Source organism: Enterobacter sichuanensis (assembly GCF_002939185.1).
In the GTDB taxonomy this organism is placed as follows: Bacteria; Pseudomonadota; Gammaproteobacteria; order Enterobacterales; family Enterobacteriaceae; genus Enterobacter; species Enterobacter sichuanensis.
Map to the genome: position 1 here is coordinate 1 of NZ_POVL01000072.1, position 16,760 is coordinate 16,760.

The following is a 16,760-nucleotide window of genomic DNA, read 5'->3' on the forward strand; positions in this document are numbered from 1 at the left end:
CTTAGATAATACCGAACTGATAAAAATTAAATTTTTTACGAGTTCAAACTGTACTCTGCAAGGGAACGTTACTTCTCCCCGTCCCCAATCCGGCTGTCGATCCTCTCCAGCATATAGTCATAAAACGGGTTCGAGGTGACCCGCATCAGCGCCTCTTTGCCGACGCTCAGCACGGACGTCTCTCCCCACAGCGCAATTGTCCCCAGACTGATGCCGTAGCGGTTTTTCACGCCAGGCTCGCGGCCATAGAGATCGTCATCCGGCGGGAACGGCACCGCAACGTGCGACAGGGAATAAACATCCTGCGGCCAGGACTGGGCGAGCGGCACGACCGTCTCGCGGGTACTGCCTGCCGGAGTTGTTTTCGCTACCACCGAGAAACGGTGTTCGTCCCCATTGGTGATCACCGTGACACTGTAACGCCTCTGTGCAACCGGCAGCAGCGCCGAGGTTGCCGTCCACGACGACGGTTTGAACAGCGGGCGGAAGCTGGCAGCCTGATTGATGTCAAACACCACCAGCTCGCTGCCGTTTGCCGGAAGCTGGTCAAACAGACCGGTGACCACCGCGCGGGTGCTGACCGTGGAATCCATCACCGACTGGAACGCCAGCACCGGCGGCAAATTCTCCAGCCTGTTTTCCCGCGCCGCGCGGCCAATCTGCTCCTGCAGGGCTTTCGTCAGCAGCCACGACTGGCGGGCGGCGTTAACCGGGAAAGAATTGTATTTATACGGGTTATATTCCGGGGCGATATTCAGCCACGCCGCTTTGGCAAATGCCGGCAGCAGCGCCGGGAGCCCGGCGAAACCGGCGAACCGCGCAAAGGCCGTCACGCCGATCATCGGCGAAAGCAGTATCACCTGCTGCGGTTTTCGCAGCGCAGGCGCGTCCAGCGCATCGAGGGCATATTTCATCGCCAGCGCTCCGCCGTTGGAGTAGCCCACCAGATGCAACGGCACATTCTCTCCCGCCAGACGCGTGGCTTCCCGCACGGCAAGCCGCGTCGCCGCCAGCCACATCTCCCAGTCAACGCCGGTCAACGCCCCGGGGGCGGTGCCGTGCCCGGGCAGGCGCGGAACCACGGCCACGAAGCCGTGTTGCTGATAGTTCAGGGCAAGATGCCTGACGCTGTAAGGCGAGTCCGTCAGCCCGTGCAGCAGTACTACCGCGCCGCGGGGCTTTCCGGCTGGCATCAGCACAAATGAGCGGTTGGCATCAGGTGAAAACTGACCGGGCCACACCAGGCTCTGGCGATAATAACGGTTTAGCGGCGTTTGCTCCTCGCGCCCTGTTTTCGCCGTTACCGCGTTATCCAGGTCGGCGAAAATCGCCTTTTCCCGGGTGAGATATCCGGCAAAATCGGCATTATCCAGCTCGCGCACGGACATTTCATCTGCCCGCCAGGTGTGCCAAAGGTGCAGTTCCGGTCCCTGCTGCGAAAGATACACCCGCACCGCCAGCAGGACGACCACGACGATCCCCACAACCATCGCCATTTTCTTTGCAAGCGCGATAACGCGCACGCTGACACGCCAGGGCAAATTCGCCATGCCGGGATCCCTTTTATCTTCACAGTGCCTCTATCTTATCAAAAATGTGAACAGGCTGACGTATTCACCAAATTCATACCTGCCGTGTCAGACAGTGCACCAAAAGTGAACTACGCTGCACAAATGTTGATCATTCGTTAAACAAATATTGCGTGAATTTTACCGCACAGCGGGTTTTACCCGCCCTGTGAACATGGCACTCGTCATGCATTGTTAACGTGGTAACAGAAATCTGGCTTTTGACAGCCAGTTAACAGCGAGGCGGTATGACGACGAAACCTGAGATGTTGAATCGTATCGAAGCGATCTTCAGCCAGCTAACGCCCAGCGAAAAGCGGGTTGCAAGCTGGCTGCTGGCGCACGCCGCGCAGATCCCGTTTGAAACGGCGGAGAGCGTCGGTCTGGCGAGCGGAACCAGCGGGATCACCGTCGGACGCTTCCTGCGCAAGCTGGGGTATCGCAATCTTGAAGATGCTAAAAAGAGCCTGCGCGACCCGTATCAGCCCTGGGGCATGAACGAGCGGCTGGACTCCTGGCAGCAGCAGCGCCCTCTGCCCAATCGCCTTCAGCACGCCCTGTCGCTGGAAGTGGACGCCATCACTCATGTGTACCAGCTGGCGCAAACGGACGTCTTCCGCCAGGTGGTGCATAGCCTTGCTCACGCCGACGCGGTGTTTGTGCTGGGGATCCAGTCCACGCGCGGGATCGCCAACGCCTTCTTCAGCCACCTCGAGTACCTTCGTCCGCGGGTGAGCTATTCCGAAGGCGCATCCGGGAGCTGGGTTGAATCCCTGAACTCGGGGTTTGCGCATCCCTACGTCGTGCTGACCGATACGCGCACCTACTCCGCGATGGCGCGTCAGTACTGCCGCGTCGCGAGCGAGAAAGGCATTCCGCTGGCCTTAATTACCGACATCTGGTGCCCCTGGGCGCGGGATTACCCGCTTGATTTGCTGCAGGTGAAAACCGATACCGGTCATTTCTGGGATTCCCTTGCCCCGGTGAGCTGCCTGTTCAACCTGCTGCTGTCGGGCGTGGTGGAAGCACTGGGTGATGCGCTTCCGGCGCGCCTGGCGGTCAACCGGGAATTACAACAAGAGTTTGGACAATTCGAACGCTAAAGGAGCGGAGCTATGCCCGAAGAGAGTCAACTGATTGATGTGGCGAAGACCTTTCCCACGCTGCATATCGATCTGAAATACGCCACCGCCGACAACATCACCGGCCGCCCGATTTATCAGGAGGCGCTGTGCCTGCTGCATACCGACGCCGCCACCGCGCTGGCGAAAGCCATCAGCATTGCCGCGCTGGCCGGGCTGAAGCTGGTGGTCTACGACGCCTATCGACCGCAGCAGGCGCAGGCCCGGCTGTGGGATGCCTGCCCGAACCCGGAATATGTCGTCGACGTGGCGATTGGCTCCAATCACAGCCGCGGTACGGCCATCGACGTCACGCTGATGGACGAACATAACGTCGTGCTGGATATGGGGGCCGGTTTTGACGAAATGCACGACCGTTCGCATCCGTATCACCCCTCTGTGCCGCCGCACGCCCAGCGCAACCGTCTGCTGTTGAACGCCATCATGTTCGGCGGCGGTTTTGTCGGGATTGCCAGCGAATGGTGGCACTTCGAACTGCCGAACGCCGCCAGCTACCCGCTGCTTGAAGACCGTTTTGCCTGTTTTCCCCAGACGCACACCTCTCTTTAAACCTGGAGCACTGCCATGAAAACATCGCTTCTCTCGACCATCATTGCCGCTACGCTGGCCCTGAGCGCCCCGCTGGCGCTGGCTGCCGTCCCGAAAGACATGCTGGCGATCGGTAAAGCCGCCGATCCGCAAACGCTCGATCCTGCTATCACCATTGATAACAACGACTGGACCGTTACCTATCCGTCCTACCAGCGTCTGGTCAAGTACAAGCCCGGTTCGACCGAGGTGGAAGGCGATCTGTCGACGGGCTGGAAAGCCTCCGACGACCAGAAGGAGTGGACGTTTACCCTGGCGGATAACGCCAAATTCTCCGACGGCACACCGGTCACCGCCGAGGCGGTCAAACTCTCCTTTGAGCGCCTGCTGAAGCTCAGCCAGGGGCCGTCTGAAGCCTTCCCGAAAGACCTGAAAGTGGAGGCCATTGATGACCACACGGTGAAATTCACCCTCAGCCAGCCGTTCGCCCCTTTCCTCTACACTCTGGCGAATGACGGAGCCTCCATCATTAACCCGGGGGTGCTGAAGGCCAATGCCGCGGACGACGCGCGCGGGTTTCTGGCGCAAAACACTGCCGGCTCCGGGCCGTTTATGCTGAAAAGCTGGCAGAAAGGCCAGCAGTTGATCCTGGTACCGAATCCCCACTGGCCGGGCGAAAAGCCGCACTTTAAGCGCGTGTCGGTGAAAATTATCGGTGAAAGCGCCTCCCGTCGGCTGCAGCTTTCCCGCGGCGACCTGGACATTGCTGATTCTCTGCCGGTCGATCAGCTCGCGGCCCTGAAGCAGGAAGGGAAAGTGGCCGTCGCGGAATACCCCTCCTTACGCGTGACCTATCTCTACCTCAACAACAGCAAAGCCCCGCTCAACCAGGTGGATTTACGCCGGGCCGTCTCCTGGGCGACGGACTATCAGGGCATGGTCAAAGGCATTCTGAGCGGCAACGGCAAGCAGATGCGTGGCCCGATCCCGGAAGGCATGTGGGGCTATGACGCCACGGCCATGCAGTACAGCTTTTACGAGGCCAAAGCCAAAGCGGCCCTGGAGAAGGTGAAAGACAAACCCGCCAGCCTGACCTTCCTCTACTCGGACAACGATCCGAACTGGGAGCCTATCGCGCTTTCCACGCAGGCCAGCCTTGGCAAGATCGGCATTAACGTCAAGCTGGAGAAACTGGCCAACGCCACCATGCGCGACCGCGTCGGCAAAGGCGATTACGACATCGCCATCGGTAACTGGAGCCCGGACTTTGCCGACCCGTACATGTTCATGAACTACTGGTTTGAATCAGACAAAAAAGGGCTGCCGGGCAACCGTTCGTTCTATGAGAACAAAGAGGTCGATTCGCTGCTGCAGGCCGCGCTGAAAACCACAGACCAGGCGGAGCGCACCAAAGATTACCAGCAGGCGCAAAAGGTGGTGATTGACGAGGCGGCCTACGTTTATCTGTTCCAGAAGAACTACCAGCTGGCGATGAACAAAGAGGTCAAAGGCTTCACCTTTAATCCGATGCTCGAGCAGGTATTCAACATCGCCACCATGAGTAAGTAACCGTTTCGCCGGGGGAAAGTGTATGACGTTCTGGAGCATTGTGCGCCAGCGCTGCTGGGGGTTACTCCTGGTGGTGGCCGGTGTCTGTATTATCACGTTTATTATTTCGCACCTGATCCCCGGCGATCCGGCTCGTCTGCTGGCCGGTGACCGCGCCAGCGACGAAATAGTGCAGAACATTCGCCAGCAGCTGGGACTGGATCAGCCGCTGTATGTTCAGTTTGGCCGCTACGTAAATGCTCTGGCCCATGGGGATTTAGGCATCTCCATTCGTACCGGACGTCCGGTCGCCGAGGATCTGAAGGCCTTTTTCCCCGCCACGCTGGAGCTGGCCTTCTGTTCTCTGCTGCTGGCGCTGGTCATCGGCGTGCCGCTGGGGATTTTGTCAGCGGTATACAGTAACCGCTGGCTGGATCATCTGGTACGGCTGATGGCGATGACCGGTATTTCCACCCCGGCCTTCTGGCTCGGTCTGGGCGTCATTGTACTGTTCTACGGACATCTGCAGCTTTTGCCCGGCGGCGGCAGGCTGGATGACTGGCTCGACCCGCCGACACACGTCACCGGTTTTTATCTGCTGGATGCGCTGCTGGAAGGCAACGGCGAGGTCTTTTTCAATGCGCTTCAGCACCTGATTTTACCCTCGCTGACGCTGGCGTTTGTGCATCTCGGCATCGTGGCGCGTCAGGTTCGCTCGGCGATGCTGGAGCAGCTTAGCGAGGACTATATCCGCACCGCCCGCGCCAGCGGCCTGCCCGGCTGGTATATCGTCCTGCGCTACGCCCTGCCCAATGCGATGATTCCGTCCATCACCGTGTTGGGGCTGGCGCTGGGGGATCTCCTCTACGGCGCCGTACTCACCGAAACCGTTTTTGCCTGGCCGGGGATGGGTGCCTGGGTGGTAACGTCCATTCAGGCGCTTGATTTCCCTGCCGTGATGGGCTTTGCGGTCGTCGTTTCGCTGGCCTACGTGCTGGTTAATCTGGTGGTCGATCTGCTTTACCTGTGGATTGACCCGCGAATCGGGCGCGGAGGTGCCGAATGATGTTGACTCAGGAAACGTCCGTCCCTGTTAAGCGCGCCAGGCAACGTATCAACTGGGCAAAGCTGTTCTGGATGCTGCGTCAAAGCCCGCTCACGATCGTTGGCGGCGTCATTATGCTGGTGATGCTTTTCATTATGGTGGCCGCGCCGTGGATCGTACCGCATGACCCGAACGCGCTGGATCTGACTGCTCGCCTGCAGGCGCCGTCTGCGCAGCACTGGTTTGGCACCGATGAGGTGGGACGGGATCTGTTCAGCCGCGTACTGGCGGGCAGCCAGCAGTCCATTACCGCCGGACTGGCGGTGGTGGTGATTGCAGGAGGCATTGGCTCGCTGGTGGGCTGTTTGTCCGGCGTACTGGGCGGGCGCGGCGACGCCATTATTATGCGGGTGATGGACATTATGCTCTCCATTCCTTCCCTGGTGCTGACCATGGCGCTGGCGGCAGCGCTCGGGCCGAGCCTGTTTAACGCCATGCTGGCGATTGCGATTGTCCGCATTCCGTTTTACGTGCGCCTGGCGCGCGGGCAAACCCTGGTGGTGCGCCAGTTTACCTACGTTCAGGCCGCCCGCACGTTCGGCGCATCCCGCTGGCATTTGATCAGCTGGCATATCCTGCGCAACGCCTTGCCGCCGCTCATTGTGCAGGCTTCGCTGGATATCGGCAGCGCCATTCTGATGGCAGCCACGCTCGGGTTTATTGGCCTCGGCGCGCAGCAGCCCACCGCCGAATGGGGCGCGATGGTGGCCGTTGGCCGTAATTACGTTCTGGACCAGTGGTGGTACTGCGCATTTCCCGGAGCGGCGATTTTGATTACCGCCGTGGGCTTTAACCTGTTTGGCGATGGCATCCGCGATCTGCTGGATCCGAAATCGGGAGGAAAACAGTGATGACCGAACCGGTATTACGCATTGAAGACCTGCACCTGAGCTTTCCGATTTTTCGCGGGGAGGTCCACGCGCTGAACCACGTCTCGCTGGAGATCAACCGGGGCGAAATTGTCGGCGTGGTGGGCGAATCGGGATCGGGCAAGTCCGTGACCGCCATGCTCGCCATGCGGCTGCTGCCGGAGGGCAGCTATCGTATTCATCATGGTCAGGTGAAATTACTCGGCGAAAATGTCCTGACGGCCTCCGCGAAACAGCTTCGTCAGTGGCGCGGTGCCCGGGTGGCGATGATTTTTCAGGAGCCGATGACCGCCCTCAACCCGACGCGTCGGATAGGCAAACAGATGGTGGAGGTGATCCGCCAGCATCAGCCGCTTTCGCGGCGCGAGGCGCAGCAGAAGGCGATGAGCCTGCTGGAAGAGATGCAGATCCCGGACGCGAAGGCGGTGATGTCGCGCTATCCCTTTGAACTCTCAGGCGGTATGCGCCAGCGGGTGATGATCGCCCTTGCCTTCTCCTGCGAGCCGGAGCTGATTATCGCCGACGAACCCACCACCGCGCTGGATGTCACCGTCCAGCTGCAGGTGCTGCGCTTGCTGAAGCATAAGGCGCGGGCCAGCGGAACCTCGGTGCTGTTTATCAGCCATGATATGGCTGTGGTGTCGCAGCTCTGCGACAGAGTGTATGTAATGTATGCCGGCAGCGTGATCGAGAGCGGATCCACACAAACGCTGATCCACCAGCCCGTGCATCCCTACTCCATTGGCCTGCTGCAGTGCGCCCCGGAAAACGGCCAGCCGCGCGACCTGCTCCCCGCCATCCCCGGTACGGTGCCTAACCTCAGCCAGCTTCCGCAGGGATGCGCGTTCCGCGAACGCTGCTTTGCCGCCGGGGCGAAATGCAGCGAAACGCCGCGCTTACGCCCTTCTGGCGCAGAGGGCCAACAGGCCGCCTGCTGGTATCCACAACGGGAGAAAGCCCATGTCTGATGTACTGCTGGAACTGGATAGCGTGCACGTGAACTTCGCGGCGCGCAAAAACTGGCTGGGGCGCGTCACGGAACAGGTGCATGCGCTCAACGGGCTCGACCTGCAGATCCGCCGCGGGGAAACGCTCGGTATTGTCGGGGAATCCGGCTGCGGGAAAAGCACGCTTGCCCAGTTGCTGATGGGCATGCTTAAGCCCAGCACCGGCGCATGTCAGCGGACGTCCCACGCAGGCGGTATGCAGATGGTGTTTCAGGATCCGCTCTCCTCGCTCGACCCGCGCCTGCCGGTCTGGCGCATCATCACCGAGCCGGTGTGGGTGCAAAAACGCAGCAGCGAGCGGCAGCGACGTCAGCTGGCTGAACACCTGGCGATGCAGGTGGGTATTCGTCCGGAATATCTCGACCGTCTTTCGCACGCTTTCTCCGGCGGGCAGCGCCAGCGCATCGCCATCGCCCGGGCGCTCTCGTCCGATCCGGACATCATCGTGCTCGATGAACCCACCAGCGCGCTGGATATCTCCGTACAGGCGCAGATCCTCAACCTGCTGGTGACGCTACAGCAGCAGCGTAATCTGACCTACGTGTTAATCTCGCATAACGTCTCGGTGGTCAGGCACATGAGCGATCGCGTGGCGGTGATGTACCTCGGGCAGATTGTCGAGCTGGGCAGCGCCGCGCAGGTTCTGGGCGAGCCGCGCCATCCCTATACCCGTCTGTTGCTTGATTCGGTCCCCCGCACCGGTGAACCGCTGGACGAAAATCTGGCCTTGCGCAAAACGGAGCTTCCCGGCAACCGTCATCTGCCTGAAGGCTGTTTTTTCCGCGACCGTTGCCCGATGGCAACGCAGGGATGTGAACGTCCCCAGCCGTTACAGCCCTCTCGCGAGGGCCGTAACGTTCGCTGCTGGCGCAATCTGGATTAGATTTGTGCCATCCCGCCGTCCACAAACAGCCGGGTAAGCGTAGCGCCACCCGGCAAAAGGGATAGCCGGGCGCTAACCCGGCTCAGGCTCAGTTAAGCGTATAGTCCAGCGTGATCTCGGCTTTCAGTACCTGCGACACCGGGCAGCCCGCCTTGGCTTTCTGAATAATGCCGTCAAACTTCTGTGGGTCGATACCTGGCACAGTAACCTTACTGGTTAGCGCAATTTTGCTGATTGCAAAGCCACTCTCGGTTTTATCCAGCGAGACATCCGCCGTGGTATCAATGGAATCCGCGGTGTAGCCCGCTTCACCAATCATCAGCGACAGTGCCATTGAGAAGCAGGCAGCATGTGCTGCACCAATCAGCTCTTCCGGGTTGGTCCCTTTGGCGCCTTCGAAACGGGTATTAAAGCCGTAAGGTTGTTGATTCAGGACGCCACTTTCAGTAGAAACCGTCCCTTTCCCCTGCTTGATATCACCGGACCAGTGTGCCGAACCGTGCTTATGAATCGTCATTCTTGCTCTCCTTTTGGCTTACAAAGGGTTAAGTATAGACTACGTATCTGCCCCACCCCGGAACACAGATAATTCCGGGACATTCACCTGCTGTACCGACAAAAAGGATAAACCTGTGGCGCTAAAAATCAGGATGGCCGTTGCGGTAACCACGCTGTCTCTCTCGTTATCTTTGCTGGCGAAAACGCCGGAGAACTTTATCTACACCAGCTCCGGCGAACTCGACGCGGCGTTCCCGCTCGTTGCGCGAAGCGACATCGGCGGCGTTCAGATCGTCTATAACTGGCGGGCGCTTGAGCCCGATAAAGACCGGTATGACTTCTCGCGGATTGAACGGGATCTGGCGCGCCTTCAGGCCGCGCGAAAAAAGCTCTTCATCCAGATCCAGGACCGTTTTTTTGAGCCGGGCGCCCGCTACGTCCCGGATTATCTGCTGCACGATAAGCAATACGGTGGCGGACTCGCACCGCAGTTCGATAACCCCGGCGAAGGCAAGCCCGTCGGTTCAGGATGGGTGGCGCGCCAGTGGGATCCTGCCGTGCGTCAGCGCTACCAGGCGCTGCTGACGGCCCTTGCAAAACGCTTTGATGGCGAGGTGTATGGGGTAAACCTGCCCGAAACCGCCATCGATCTCGACGAGAAACATCCGCCCGCCGGGTTTAGCTGCGACAGCTACTTTGCCGGTGAAATGGAAAACCTGGCCTTTGCGCGTAAGGCTTTTCAGAAATCCCATGTGGTGCAATATGTCAATTTCTGGCCGTGCGAATGGGACAATGACCATAACTACATGGGGCGGCTTTTTGCTTATGCCAGCGCCAACAACATCGGCCTCGGCGGGCCGGACATCGTGCCCAACCGCAAGGCGCACATGAAGAATGCCTATCCCTTCTTCAATAAAAATAAACAGACGCTGCCGCTCATCGCGATGGCGGTGCAGGAGCCAACCCTGACTTATAAAAATCCAAAGACCGGTAAGCCCTTCACCAAGGCGGAATTTGACCAGTTTGCAGAAAACTATCTCGGAGCCGATATTATTTTCTGGAGCACGGCTTCGCCCTGGCTACAGGAGAAGTCGTCGCCCCCTCATGCCAGGTAGCGGGCCAGCTCATCAAGGAACACCCGCAGCGCGGCAGGCTGGTACTCCCGGGACTGATAAATGCCATGGATGGCCAGCGGTTTCGGCTCCAGCGCCGCCAGTACCGGCACCAGCAATCCCTGCTCCAGGGCGGCACGCGCTTCGCGCTCCGGCAGCATGGCAATACCGCAGTGCTTCATCGCCGCGTCCATGAGTAGCGAAGAGATGCTGGCGCTCAGGTTGCCGCTGACGGCGACGCTCAGGCTTTCCCCTACCGGGGTCAGAAAGTGCCAGGACTGCCCGGCAAAAAAGCTGTAGTGCAGGCAGTTATGCTGCGCTAATGCTTCGGGGCTGTCGGGTGTCCCGTGCTGTTCCAGATAATCCGGCGAGGCGCAGAGTACCGAACGACACTCCCCCAGGCGGCGGGCAATCATCCCGGGCTCGGGGTTGTCGGTAATACGCACGGCAACATCAATACGCTCACCCACCAGGCTCACCGGGTGATTATTCACGTCCAGCTCGATACGCAGCTGCGGGTAGCGCGAGAGCAGACCGGGCAGCACCGGCGCAATCAGGTGCATGGCGGTAAAGTGCGCGCAGGCCACCCGCAGGGTGCCTGACGGCAGATCTTTTTCCGACTGGCCCTCAATTTCCTGCGAGATCTGCGAGAGCGTCCGCGTTTTTTGCAACACCTTTTCGCCTGCCGCGGTCAGCGTCAGTTTGCGCGTGGAGCGGTTTACCAGCCGGGTTCCCGCCCACTTTTCCATTTGTTCCAGATAGCGGCTTACCATCGGCCGGGAGATCCCCAGCGCGCGGGCCGCCGCGCTCAAACTTCCCAGCTCGCATATCCGGTTATAAACCTGGGCGGCAATAACGCGATCCATATCTACTCCATCTGCTCGATTTATGAAACTAAGCATGTCTTGTTTCAGGAATTCTGGCAAATACGAATATCCGTACAATAGAGACATTCCTGAACAACAGAGACAACAGCATGAAACTCACTCACATTGCCCTGCTTTCCACCCTTTTCACGCCGGCCGCGTTTGCCGCACCGCTGAACGTCGATACCTATAACCCGCAGGAAAAAGGCATTTTCGCGGTCTCTTCCACGCTGGTTTCCGGTCCGAAGGAAGCGGTGCTGTTTGACGCGCAGTTCAGCGTGAAAGATGGCGAAGCGCTGGTGGAGAAGATTCGCCGCAGCGGCAAAACCCTGAATAAGATTGTGATCACCTCCGGCGATCCGGATTTCTACTTTGGCCTGCAGCCGCTGGTTAAAGCCTTCCCGAATGCCAAAGTGGTGGCCACACAGCACGTGGTTGACCATATTAAGGCCACCAAAGACGCGAAGCTGGCTTTCTGGGGCCCGCAGATGAAAGACGGTGCGCCAACGGAACTGGTTGTTCCGCAGGTACTCGCCTCCACCACGTTTATGGTTGACGGAGAAAAGATCGACATCGAGCAGCCTGACAGCTACGCGGCCTATGTGTGGATCCCGTCAGCGAAAACCATCCTCGGCGGCACCGGGGTAGCCTGGGGTATTCACGTCTGGACGGCAGACACGCAGACCGCGGAAAGCCGTAAGCAGTGGCAGGATACCCTGCAGGCGATGGCTGCGCATAAGCCAGAACGCGTGATCCCGGGTCACTATCTGGGTAACCCACCCGCGGGTAGTGGCGCGATTGATTTTACGCGTGACTATCTGCAGCGCTTTGAAAAGGCTTTAGCTGCACATAAAGATTCCGCTGGCGTTATCCGTACCCTGAAAAAACAGTATCCGAATCTTGCGGAAGAGAGCTCGCTGGAATTAAGCGCTAAGGTCAATACCGGCGAAATGAAGTGGTAATTTAAATGCTGCTCCTGCTCTATTTTCATGATGGCAGGAGCACCTCCCTAATATTCCCTCCGTGACGCGCCAATATATTCTCACCCGTTAAAACCACATAAAAGCATGCACTTAAGACATTTATATTTCTAAGATGAATCTGAACCACAACCGGGGAAATATTTGCCATTCTGTTTATGAATTAATTTTTTTGCGAGCCGTACCATTAAACAGACAACGACACGGAGGCAGCATGTTTACTTATTACCCGGCTAATACCGCAGCAGCACAACCTGAACTCGTTAACGCGATTGCGCAGGGTCTTCACGCCGAGCACGGTGCTGTGACTGAAGATGACATTTTAATGGAACTGACCAAATGGGTGGAATCCACAGACAATGACATCCTCAGTGACATCTACCAGCAAACCATTAACTATGTCGTCAGCGGGCAAAACGCACCCTTGTAAAAACCTGCTAAGCTGGATCTGCAACCTAAGGGGTTACATTTCGTTTGCGTAAGCAAACTGGTCCTTAAAACTATCAACAGGATTGAGGAGTTAACATGAAATCGAACCGTCAGGCACGCCATATTCTGGGACTGAACTACAAGCTTTCTAATCAGCGCAAAGTGGTGATTGAAGGCGACCATGAGACGCAAGTCACTCACGCCACCGGCAGAAAACGCCACGCCGGCAAGTAAGTTCCAGAGTGAGATCCAGAACACCATCGGTAATCCCGATGGTGTTTTTGTTTATGTGTTGCGGTAATTCATATTTAGCTCCTTTATAATACCGCCGGACCGCATCCCATCGCACAGGCCAGAAAGATGACAAACAGCAGTGTCAGGGACGGATCTTCATAAAAAGAGTGAGTGACATGGACAACAAACTGAAAAAACATCGTTCCTTATACATCCCATACGCCGGACCGGTTTTACTCGAATTCCCCCTGCTCAACAAAGGCAGCGCCTTCAGCATGGAAGAGCGCAGTAGCTTTAACCTGCTGGGTTTACTGCCGGAAGTGGTGGAAACCATTGAAGAGCAGGCAGAGCGCGCGTGGATCCAGTATCAGGGTTTCAAAACTGAAATCGACAAGCACATCTACCTGCGTAACATTCAGGACACCAATGAAACCCTCTTCTACCGCCTGGTGCAGAACCATCTGGAAGAGATGATGCCGGTGATCTACACCCCGACGGTAGGTGCGGCCTGTGAGCGTTTCTCTGAGATCTACCGCCGCTCCCGCGGGGTATTTATCTCTTATCAGAACCGTCACAACATGGACGACATTCTGCAGAACGTGCCGAACCACAATATCAAAGTGATCGTGGTGACTGACGGCGAACGTATTCTCGGCCTCGGCGACCAGGGCATTGGCGGGATGGGGATCCCAATCGGTAAACTCTCCCTCTATACCGCCTGTGGCGGCATCAGCCCGGCGTATACCCTGCCAGTGGTGCTGGATGTCGGTACCAACAACCAGCAGTTGCTTAACGATCCGCTCTATATGGGCTGGCGTCATCCGCGTATTACTGACGACGAGTATTATCAGTTTGTCGATGATTTCATCCAGGCCGTGAAGCACCGCTGGCCGGACGTGCTGCTGCAGTTCGAAGACTTCGCGCAGAAAAACGCGATGCCGCTGCTGAACCGCTATCGCGACGAGATCTGCTCCTTTAACGACGACATTCAGGGCACCGCCGCGGTGACCGTGGGGACGCTTATCGCCGCCAGCCGCGCGGCCGGCAGCCAGCTGAGCTACCAGAAAATTGTCTTCCTGGGCGCGGGCTCTGCGGGCTGCGGTATCGCCGAGCAGATTATCGCCCAGACCCAGCGTGAAGGCCTGAGTGAAGAGCTGGCCCGCTCCCGCGTCTTTATGGTTGATCGTTTCGGCCTGCTGACCGACGGTATGCCGAACCTGCTGCCGTTCCAGACCAAACTGGTACAGAAACGCGAGAACCTGAAAAACTGGGATACCGACAACGAAGTGCTCTCCCTGCTCGACGTGGTGCGCAACGTGAAGCCGGATATTCTGATTGGCGTTTCCGGGCAAACCGGTCTCTTCACCGAAGAGATTATTCGCGAGATGCACAAGCACTGCGAACGCCCTATCGTGATGCCGCTCTCCAACCCGACCTCCCGCGTGGAAGCAACGCCGCAGGACATCATTGCCTGGACCGAAGGTAACGCGCTGGTTGCTACCGGCAGCCCGTTCGATCCGGTCGTGTGGAAAGATAAAACTTATCCGATTGCCCAGTGTAACAACTCGTATATCTTCCCGGGCATTGGTCTGGGCGTTATCGCCTCCGGGGCGTCGCGCATTACCGATGAAATGCTGATGTCCGCGAGCGAAACCCTGGCGGGCCACTCGCCGCTGGTCAATGACGGCGAAGGTCTGGTGCTGCCAGAGCTGAAAGACATTCATAAGGTGTCGCGTGCTATCGCCTTTGCGGTCGGTAAAATGGCGCAGCAGCAGGGTGTGGCGGTGAAGACCTCTGCCGACGCGCTGCAGCAGGCGATTGACGACAACTTCTGGATGCCTGAATACCGTAGCTATCGTCGTACTTCGATTTAACTCTGCGCCTCAACCATTCCCTCTCCCAAAGGGAGAGGGAATGGTTCCGAACCCTCAATATGAATCACACATTCACGCCCCACTAGCCAAACCTCTTTTCCCCCGCTACACTCCTTTCATCCATTAACCCACTGAATATATAAGGAGGCCAATTATGCTGTACTGTGAAATTTTCAATGTTTCACATACATTTGGTGATCGCACCTGCTCAAGCGTTATCGGTATCGTGCTGCGATAACTTCTGCTTGAGCGAAGACACCACCCCCTGAAATCCCTTCTCTCGGGCTTCCTGAGTTATCGTCAGCGATGTTTGACGAGGCATAAACATGCCTGTAACTCTTGGGTAAGCAATAATGAGCACTTTACTCACTGCACAATCTTTACGCGTTGATACGGCGTTTGGCACGCTCTTCGACTCTCTCTCCTTTACGCTGAAAAAAGGCGACCGCATTGGTCTGCTGGGCGATAACGGCTGTGGCAAAAGTACGCTGCTGAAGGTGCTGGACGGCACTGACTCTCCTGCTGCCGGGACGGTAGCGCTGGCCGGGCACTGCCTGATGGCGCGCGTGGAACAACATCTGCCGGAGGCGATTCATCCGCTGACCATGCTGGATGCCGTCCTGGCCCGCTTGCCCTCTGCGGAACGCGACAGCCTGCGCTGGAAAGCTGAAACGCTGCTGGCGGGCATGGGCTTTACGCCGCAGGATATGGCGCTGCACGCCGCCACGCTCAGCGGCGGTCAGCACACCCGCCTGCTGCTGGCGCGGGCGCTGATCCACGAGCCGGACCTGCTCCTGCTTGATGAACCCAGCAACCACCTGGACCTGCCGACCATGCTCTGGCTGGAGCACTTTTTACAGCACTGGTCAGGCAGTTTCGTGCTGGTCTCGCATGACAGACAGCTGCTGGATGCCGTCACCAACGGCAGCTGGATCCTGCGCGATAAAACGCTGCACTACTTTGCCCTTCCCTGCACGGCGGCACGCAAGGCGCTGGAAGCCAGGGATGAAAGCGACGCGCAGCGCCACAAGGCGGAGCAAAAGGAGATCGACCGCGTGACCGCCAGCGCGAAGCGGCTGGCGACCTGGGGCAAGGTTTACGACAACGAAGACCTGGCCCGCAAAGCCAAACAGATGGAAAAACAGGTCGAACGCCTGAAAGAGAGCCAGACCGCGCTCACGGCGGGTAGCCCGTGGACGTTAAGCCTGCGCGGTGACGCGCTGCGGGCAGACCGTCTGCTGGAGATGGAAAACCTCAGCGTCCCGCCTGCGCCAGGGCTACCGCCGCTGTTTAACATCGAAACGGCACGGCTGAAAAGCGGCGATCGCGTGGCGATTGTCGGGCGTAACGGCTGCGGTAAATCGTCGTTAATGAAGCTTATCTGGCGACATTTTACCGATGAACCGGCGGACTGCGGGCTGAAAATCCATCCGCGCGTCTCGCCGGGCTATTACGATCAGACGCTGAACCAGCTCCCGGATGACGCCACGCTGCTTGATGCGCTGGAGCCTTTCGCGCCCGACCCGCAAAACCGGAAGATGGCGCTTATCAGCGCCGGGTTCCCGTGGTCCCGTCACGGGCAGAAAGTCAGCACGCTCAGCGGCGGCGAGCGTTCACGCCTGCTGTTTGTGGGCCTGACGCTCGCCCGCTATAGCCTGCTGATGCTCGATGAGCCAACCAACCATCTGGACATGGAAGGCAAAGAGGCGCTGGCAGAAACGCTGCAGCAGTTTGAAGGTGGCGTGCTGCTGGTCAGCCACGATCGTCAGTTAATTAGCCAAAGCTGCAACCGCTTCTGGCTGATAGAGGACGGTACGCTGAGCGAATGGCACGACGCGGAAGCGGTGTTTGCGCGGCTGCGTGAAAGCGCGGGGCTGGTAATGGCCACTGTGCCCGCTGCCGCCGCGACGGTTCAACCCTCACCGTATGACGATCTGCTTGAACGGCTGGTCGCGCTGGAAACGCTGCTGGCAGACGATCTGGCGCGCAAACCGAAACATCAAAAACCGCAGCTTCAGGCGCAATGGCGTAAAGAGATAGAGGAGATAGAAGCACAGCTGTAAGTCTGCGCCCGGCGAGCGCCTCGCCGGGCCAGCATTTTCCCCCTTAATTATTAG

General features: G+C 58.3%; 16 protein-coding genes. 13 read left to right on the plus strand and 3 right to left on the minus strand.

Annotation, left to right across the window (positions count from 1 at the left end; all coding sequences use genetic code 11):
- Positions 1–68: 68 nt before the first annotated feature.
- Positions 69–1,550: an alpha/beta hydrolase gene (locus C5687_RS21765; protein WP_104557916.1), complete on the minus strand. Its 1,482-nt coding sequence runs from the start codon at positions 1,548–1,550 to the stop codon at positions 69–71.
- 266 nt (positions 1,551–1,816) lie between these two features.
- Here C5687_RS21765 and C5687_RS21770 point away from each other — a divergent pair, with 266 nt between their 5' ends.
- From C5687_RS21770 to C5687_RS21800, 7 genes are read left to right on the plus strand one after another with little or no spacing between them, the layout of a single operon-like run.
- The gene (locus tag C5687_RS21770; RefSeq protein WP_059386671.1) at positions 1,817–2,671 is read left to right on the plus strand and encodes a MurR/RpiR family transcriptional regulator; all 855 of its coding nucleotides are present in this window, start codon (positions 1,817–1,819) and stop codon (positions 2,669–2,671) included.
- Positions 2,672–2,683: 12 nt separating this feature from the next.
- Positions 2,684–3,259: a D-alanyl-D-alanine dipeptidase gene (gene ddpX, locus C5687_RS21775; protein ID WP_045285768.1), complete on the plus strand. Its 576-nt coding sequence runs from the start codon at positions 2,684–2,686 to the stop codon at positions 3,257–3,259.
- A gap of 15 nt (positions 3,260–3,274) precedes the next feature.
- Positions 3,275–4,807 carry an ABC transporter substrate-binding protein gene (locus tag C5687_RS21780; RefSeq protein WP_104557917.1) on the plus strand — a complete coding sequence of 511 codons (1,533 nt, stop codon included), beginning with the start codon at positions 3,275–3,277 and terminating at the stop codon, positions 4,805–4,807.
- Between the two features lie 22 nt (positions 4,808–4,829).
- Positions 4,830–5,852, plus strand: coding sequence for an ABC transporter permease (locus C5687_RS21785; protein WP_104557918.1), 1,023 nt, complete (start codon positions 4,830–4,832; stop codon positions 5,850–5,852).
- Positions 5,849–6,742 (plus strand): D,D-dipeptide ABC transporter permease, encoded by an 894-nt coding sequence (gene ddpC / locus C5687_RS21790; protein ID WP_045285771.1) that lies wholly within the window; start codon positions 5,849–5,851, stop codon positions 6,740–6,742. Before C5687_RS21785 ends, ddpC begins: the two co-directional genes overlap by 4 nt.
- Positions 6,742–7,728 carry an ABC transporter ATP-binding protein gene (locus C5687_RS21795; protein ID WP_047958651.1) on the plus strand — a complete coding sequence of 329 codons (987 nt, stop codon included), beginning with the start codon at positions 6,742–6,744 and terminating at the stop codon, positions 7,726–7,728. The genes ddpC and C5687_RS21795 overlap by 1 nt, the downstream gene beginning before the upstream one ends.
- Positions 7,721–8,650, plus strand: a complete 930-nt coding sequence (locus tag C5687_RS21800; RefSeq protein ID WP_047958652.1) for an oligopeptide/dipeptide ABC transporter ATP-binding protein — start codon at positions 7,721–7,723, stop codon at positions 8,648–8,650. The genes C5687_RS21795 and C5687_RS21800 overlap by 8 nt, the downstream gene beginning before the upstream one ends.
- A gap of 88 nt (positions 8,651–8,738) precedes the next feature.
- On the opposite strand, the gene C5687_RS21805 is transcribed toward C5687_RS21800, so the two are convergent.
- Positions 8,739–9,167, minus strand: a complete 429-nt coding sequence (locus C5687_RS21805; RefSeq protein ID WP_025756512.1) for an OsmC family protein — start codon at positions 9,165–9,167, stop codon at positions 8,739–8,741.
- A 133-nt stretch (positions 9,168–9,300) separates the two neighbouring features.
- Here C5687_RS21805 and C5687_RS21810 point away from each other — a divergent pair, with 133 nt between their 5' ends.
- Positions 9,301–10,263: a hypothetical protein gene (locus C5687_RS21810; protein WP_373467668.1), complete on the plus strand. Its 963-nt coding sequence runs from the start codon at positions 9,301–9,303 to the stop codon at positions 10,261–10,263.
- Here C5687_RS21810 and C5687_RS21815 read toward each other — a convergent pair.
- Entirely contained in the window at positions 10,251–11,126 is an 876-nt protein-coding gene (locus tag C5687_RS21815; RefSeq protein WP_104557921.1) for a LysR family transcriptional regulator, read from the minus strand. The two genes, C5687_RS21810 and C5687_RS21815, sit on opposite strands and share 13 nt — an antisense overlap.
- A gap of 110 nt (positions 11,127–11,236) precedes the next feature.
- Here C5687_RS21815 and C5687_RS21820 point away from each other — a divergent pair, with 110 nt between their 5' ends.
- The 5 genes from C5687_RS21820 (at position 11,237) to C5687_RS21840 (ending at position 16,706) form a co-directional block, all read left to right on the plus strand.
- Positions 11,237–12,088 carry a Vmh family MBL fold metallo-hydrolase gene (locus tag C5687_RS21820; RefSeq protein ID WP_047958656.1) on the plus strand — a complete coding sequence of 284 codons (852 nt, stop codon included), beginning with the start codon at positions 11,237–11,239 and terminating at the stop codon, positions 12,086–12,088.
- 232 nt (positions 12,089–12,320) lie between these two features.
- Complete coding sequence (gene bdm / locus C5687_RS21825; RefSeq protein ID WP_013096534.1) at positions 12,321–12,536, plus strand: biofilm-dependent modulation protein; 216 nt, start codon at positions 12,321–12,323, stop codon at positions 12,534–12,536.
- A gap of 95 nt (positions 12,537–12,631) precedes the next feature.
- Complete coding sequence (gene sra, locus C5687_RS21830; protein ID WP_008501714.1) at positions 12,632–12,769, plus strand: stationary-phase-induced ribosome-associated protein; 138 nt, start codon at positions 12,632–12,634, stop codon at positions 12,767–12,769.
- Between the two features lie 176 nt (positions 12,770–12,945).
- Positions 12,946–14,643: an NAD-dependent malic enzyme gene (locus C5687_RS21835; RefSeq protein WP_013096532.1), complete on the plus strand. Its 1,698-nt coding sequence runs from the start codon at positions 12,946–12,948 to the stop codon at positions 14,641–14,643.
- 353 nt (positions 14,644–14,996) lie between these two features.
- On the plus strand, positions 14,997–16,706 hold the full coding sequence (locus tag C5687_RS21840) for an ABC-F family ATP-binding cassette domain-containing protein (protein WP_104557922.1): 1,710 nt from the start codon (positions 14,997–14,999) through the stop codon (positions 16,704–16,706).
- Positions 16,707–16,760: the final 54 nt, after the last annotated feature.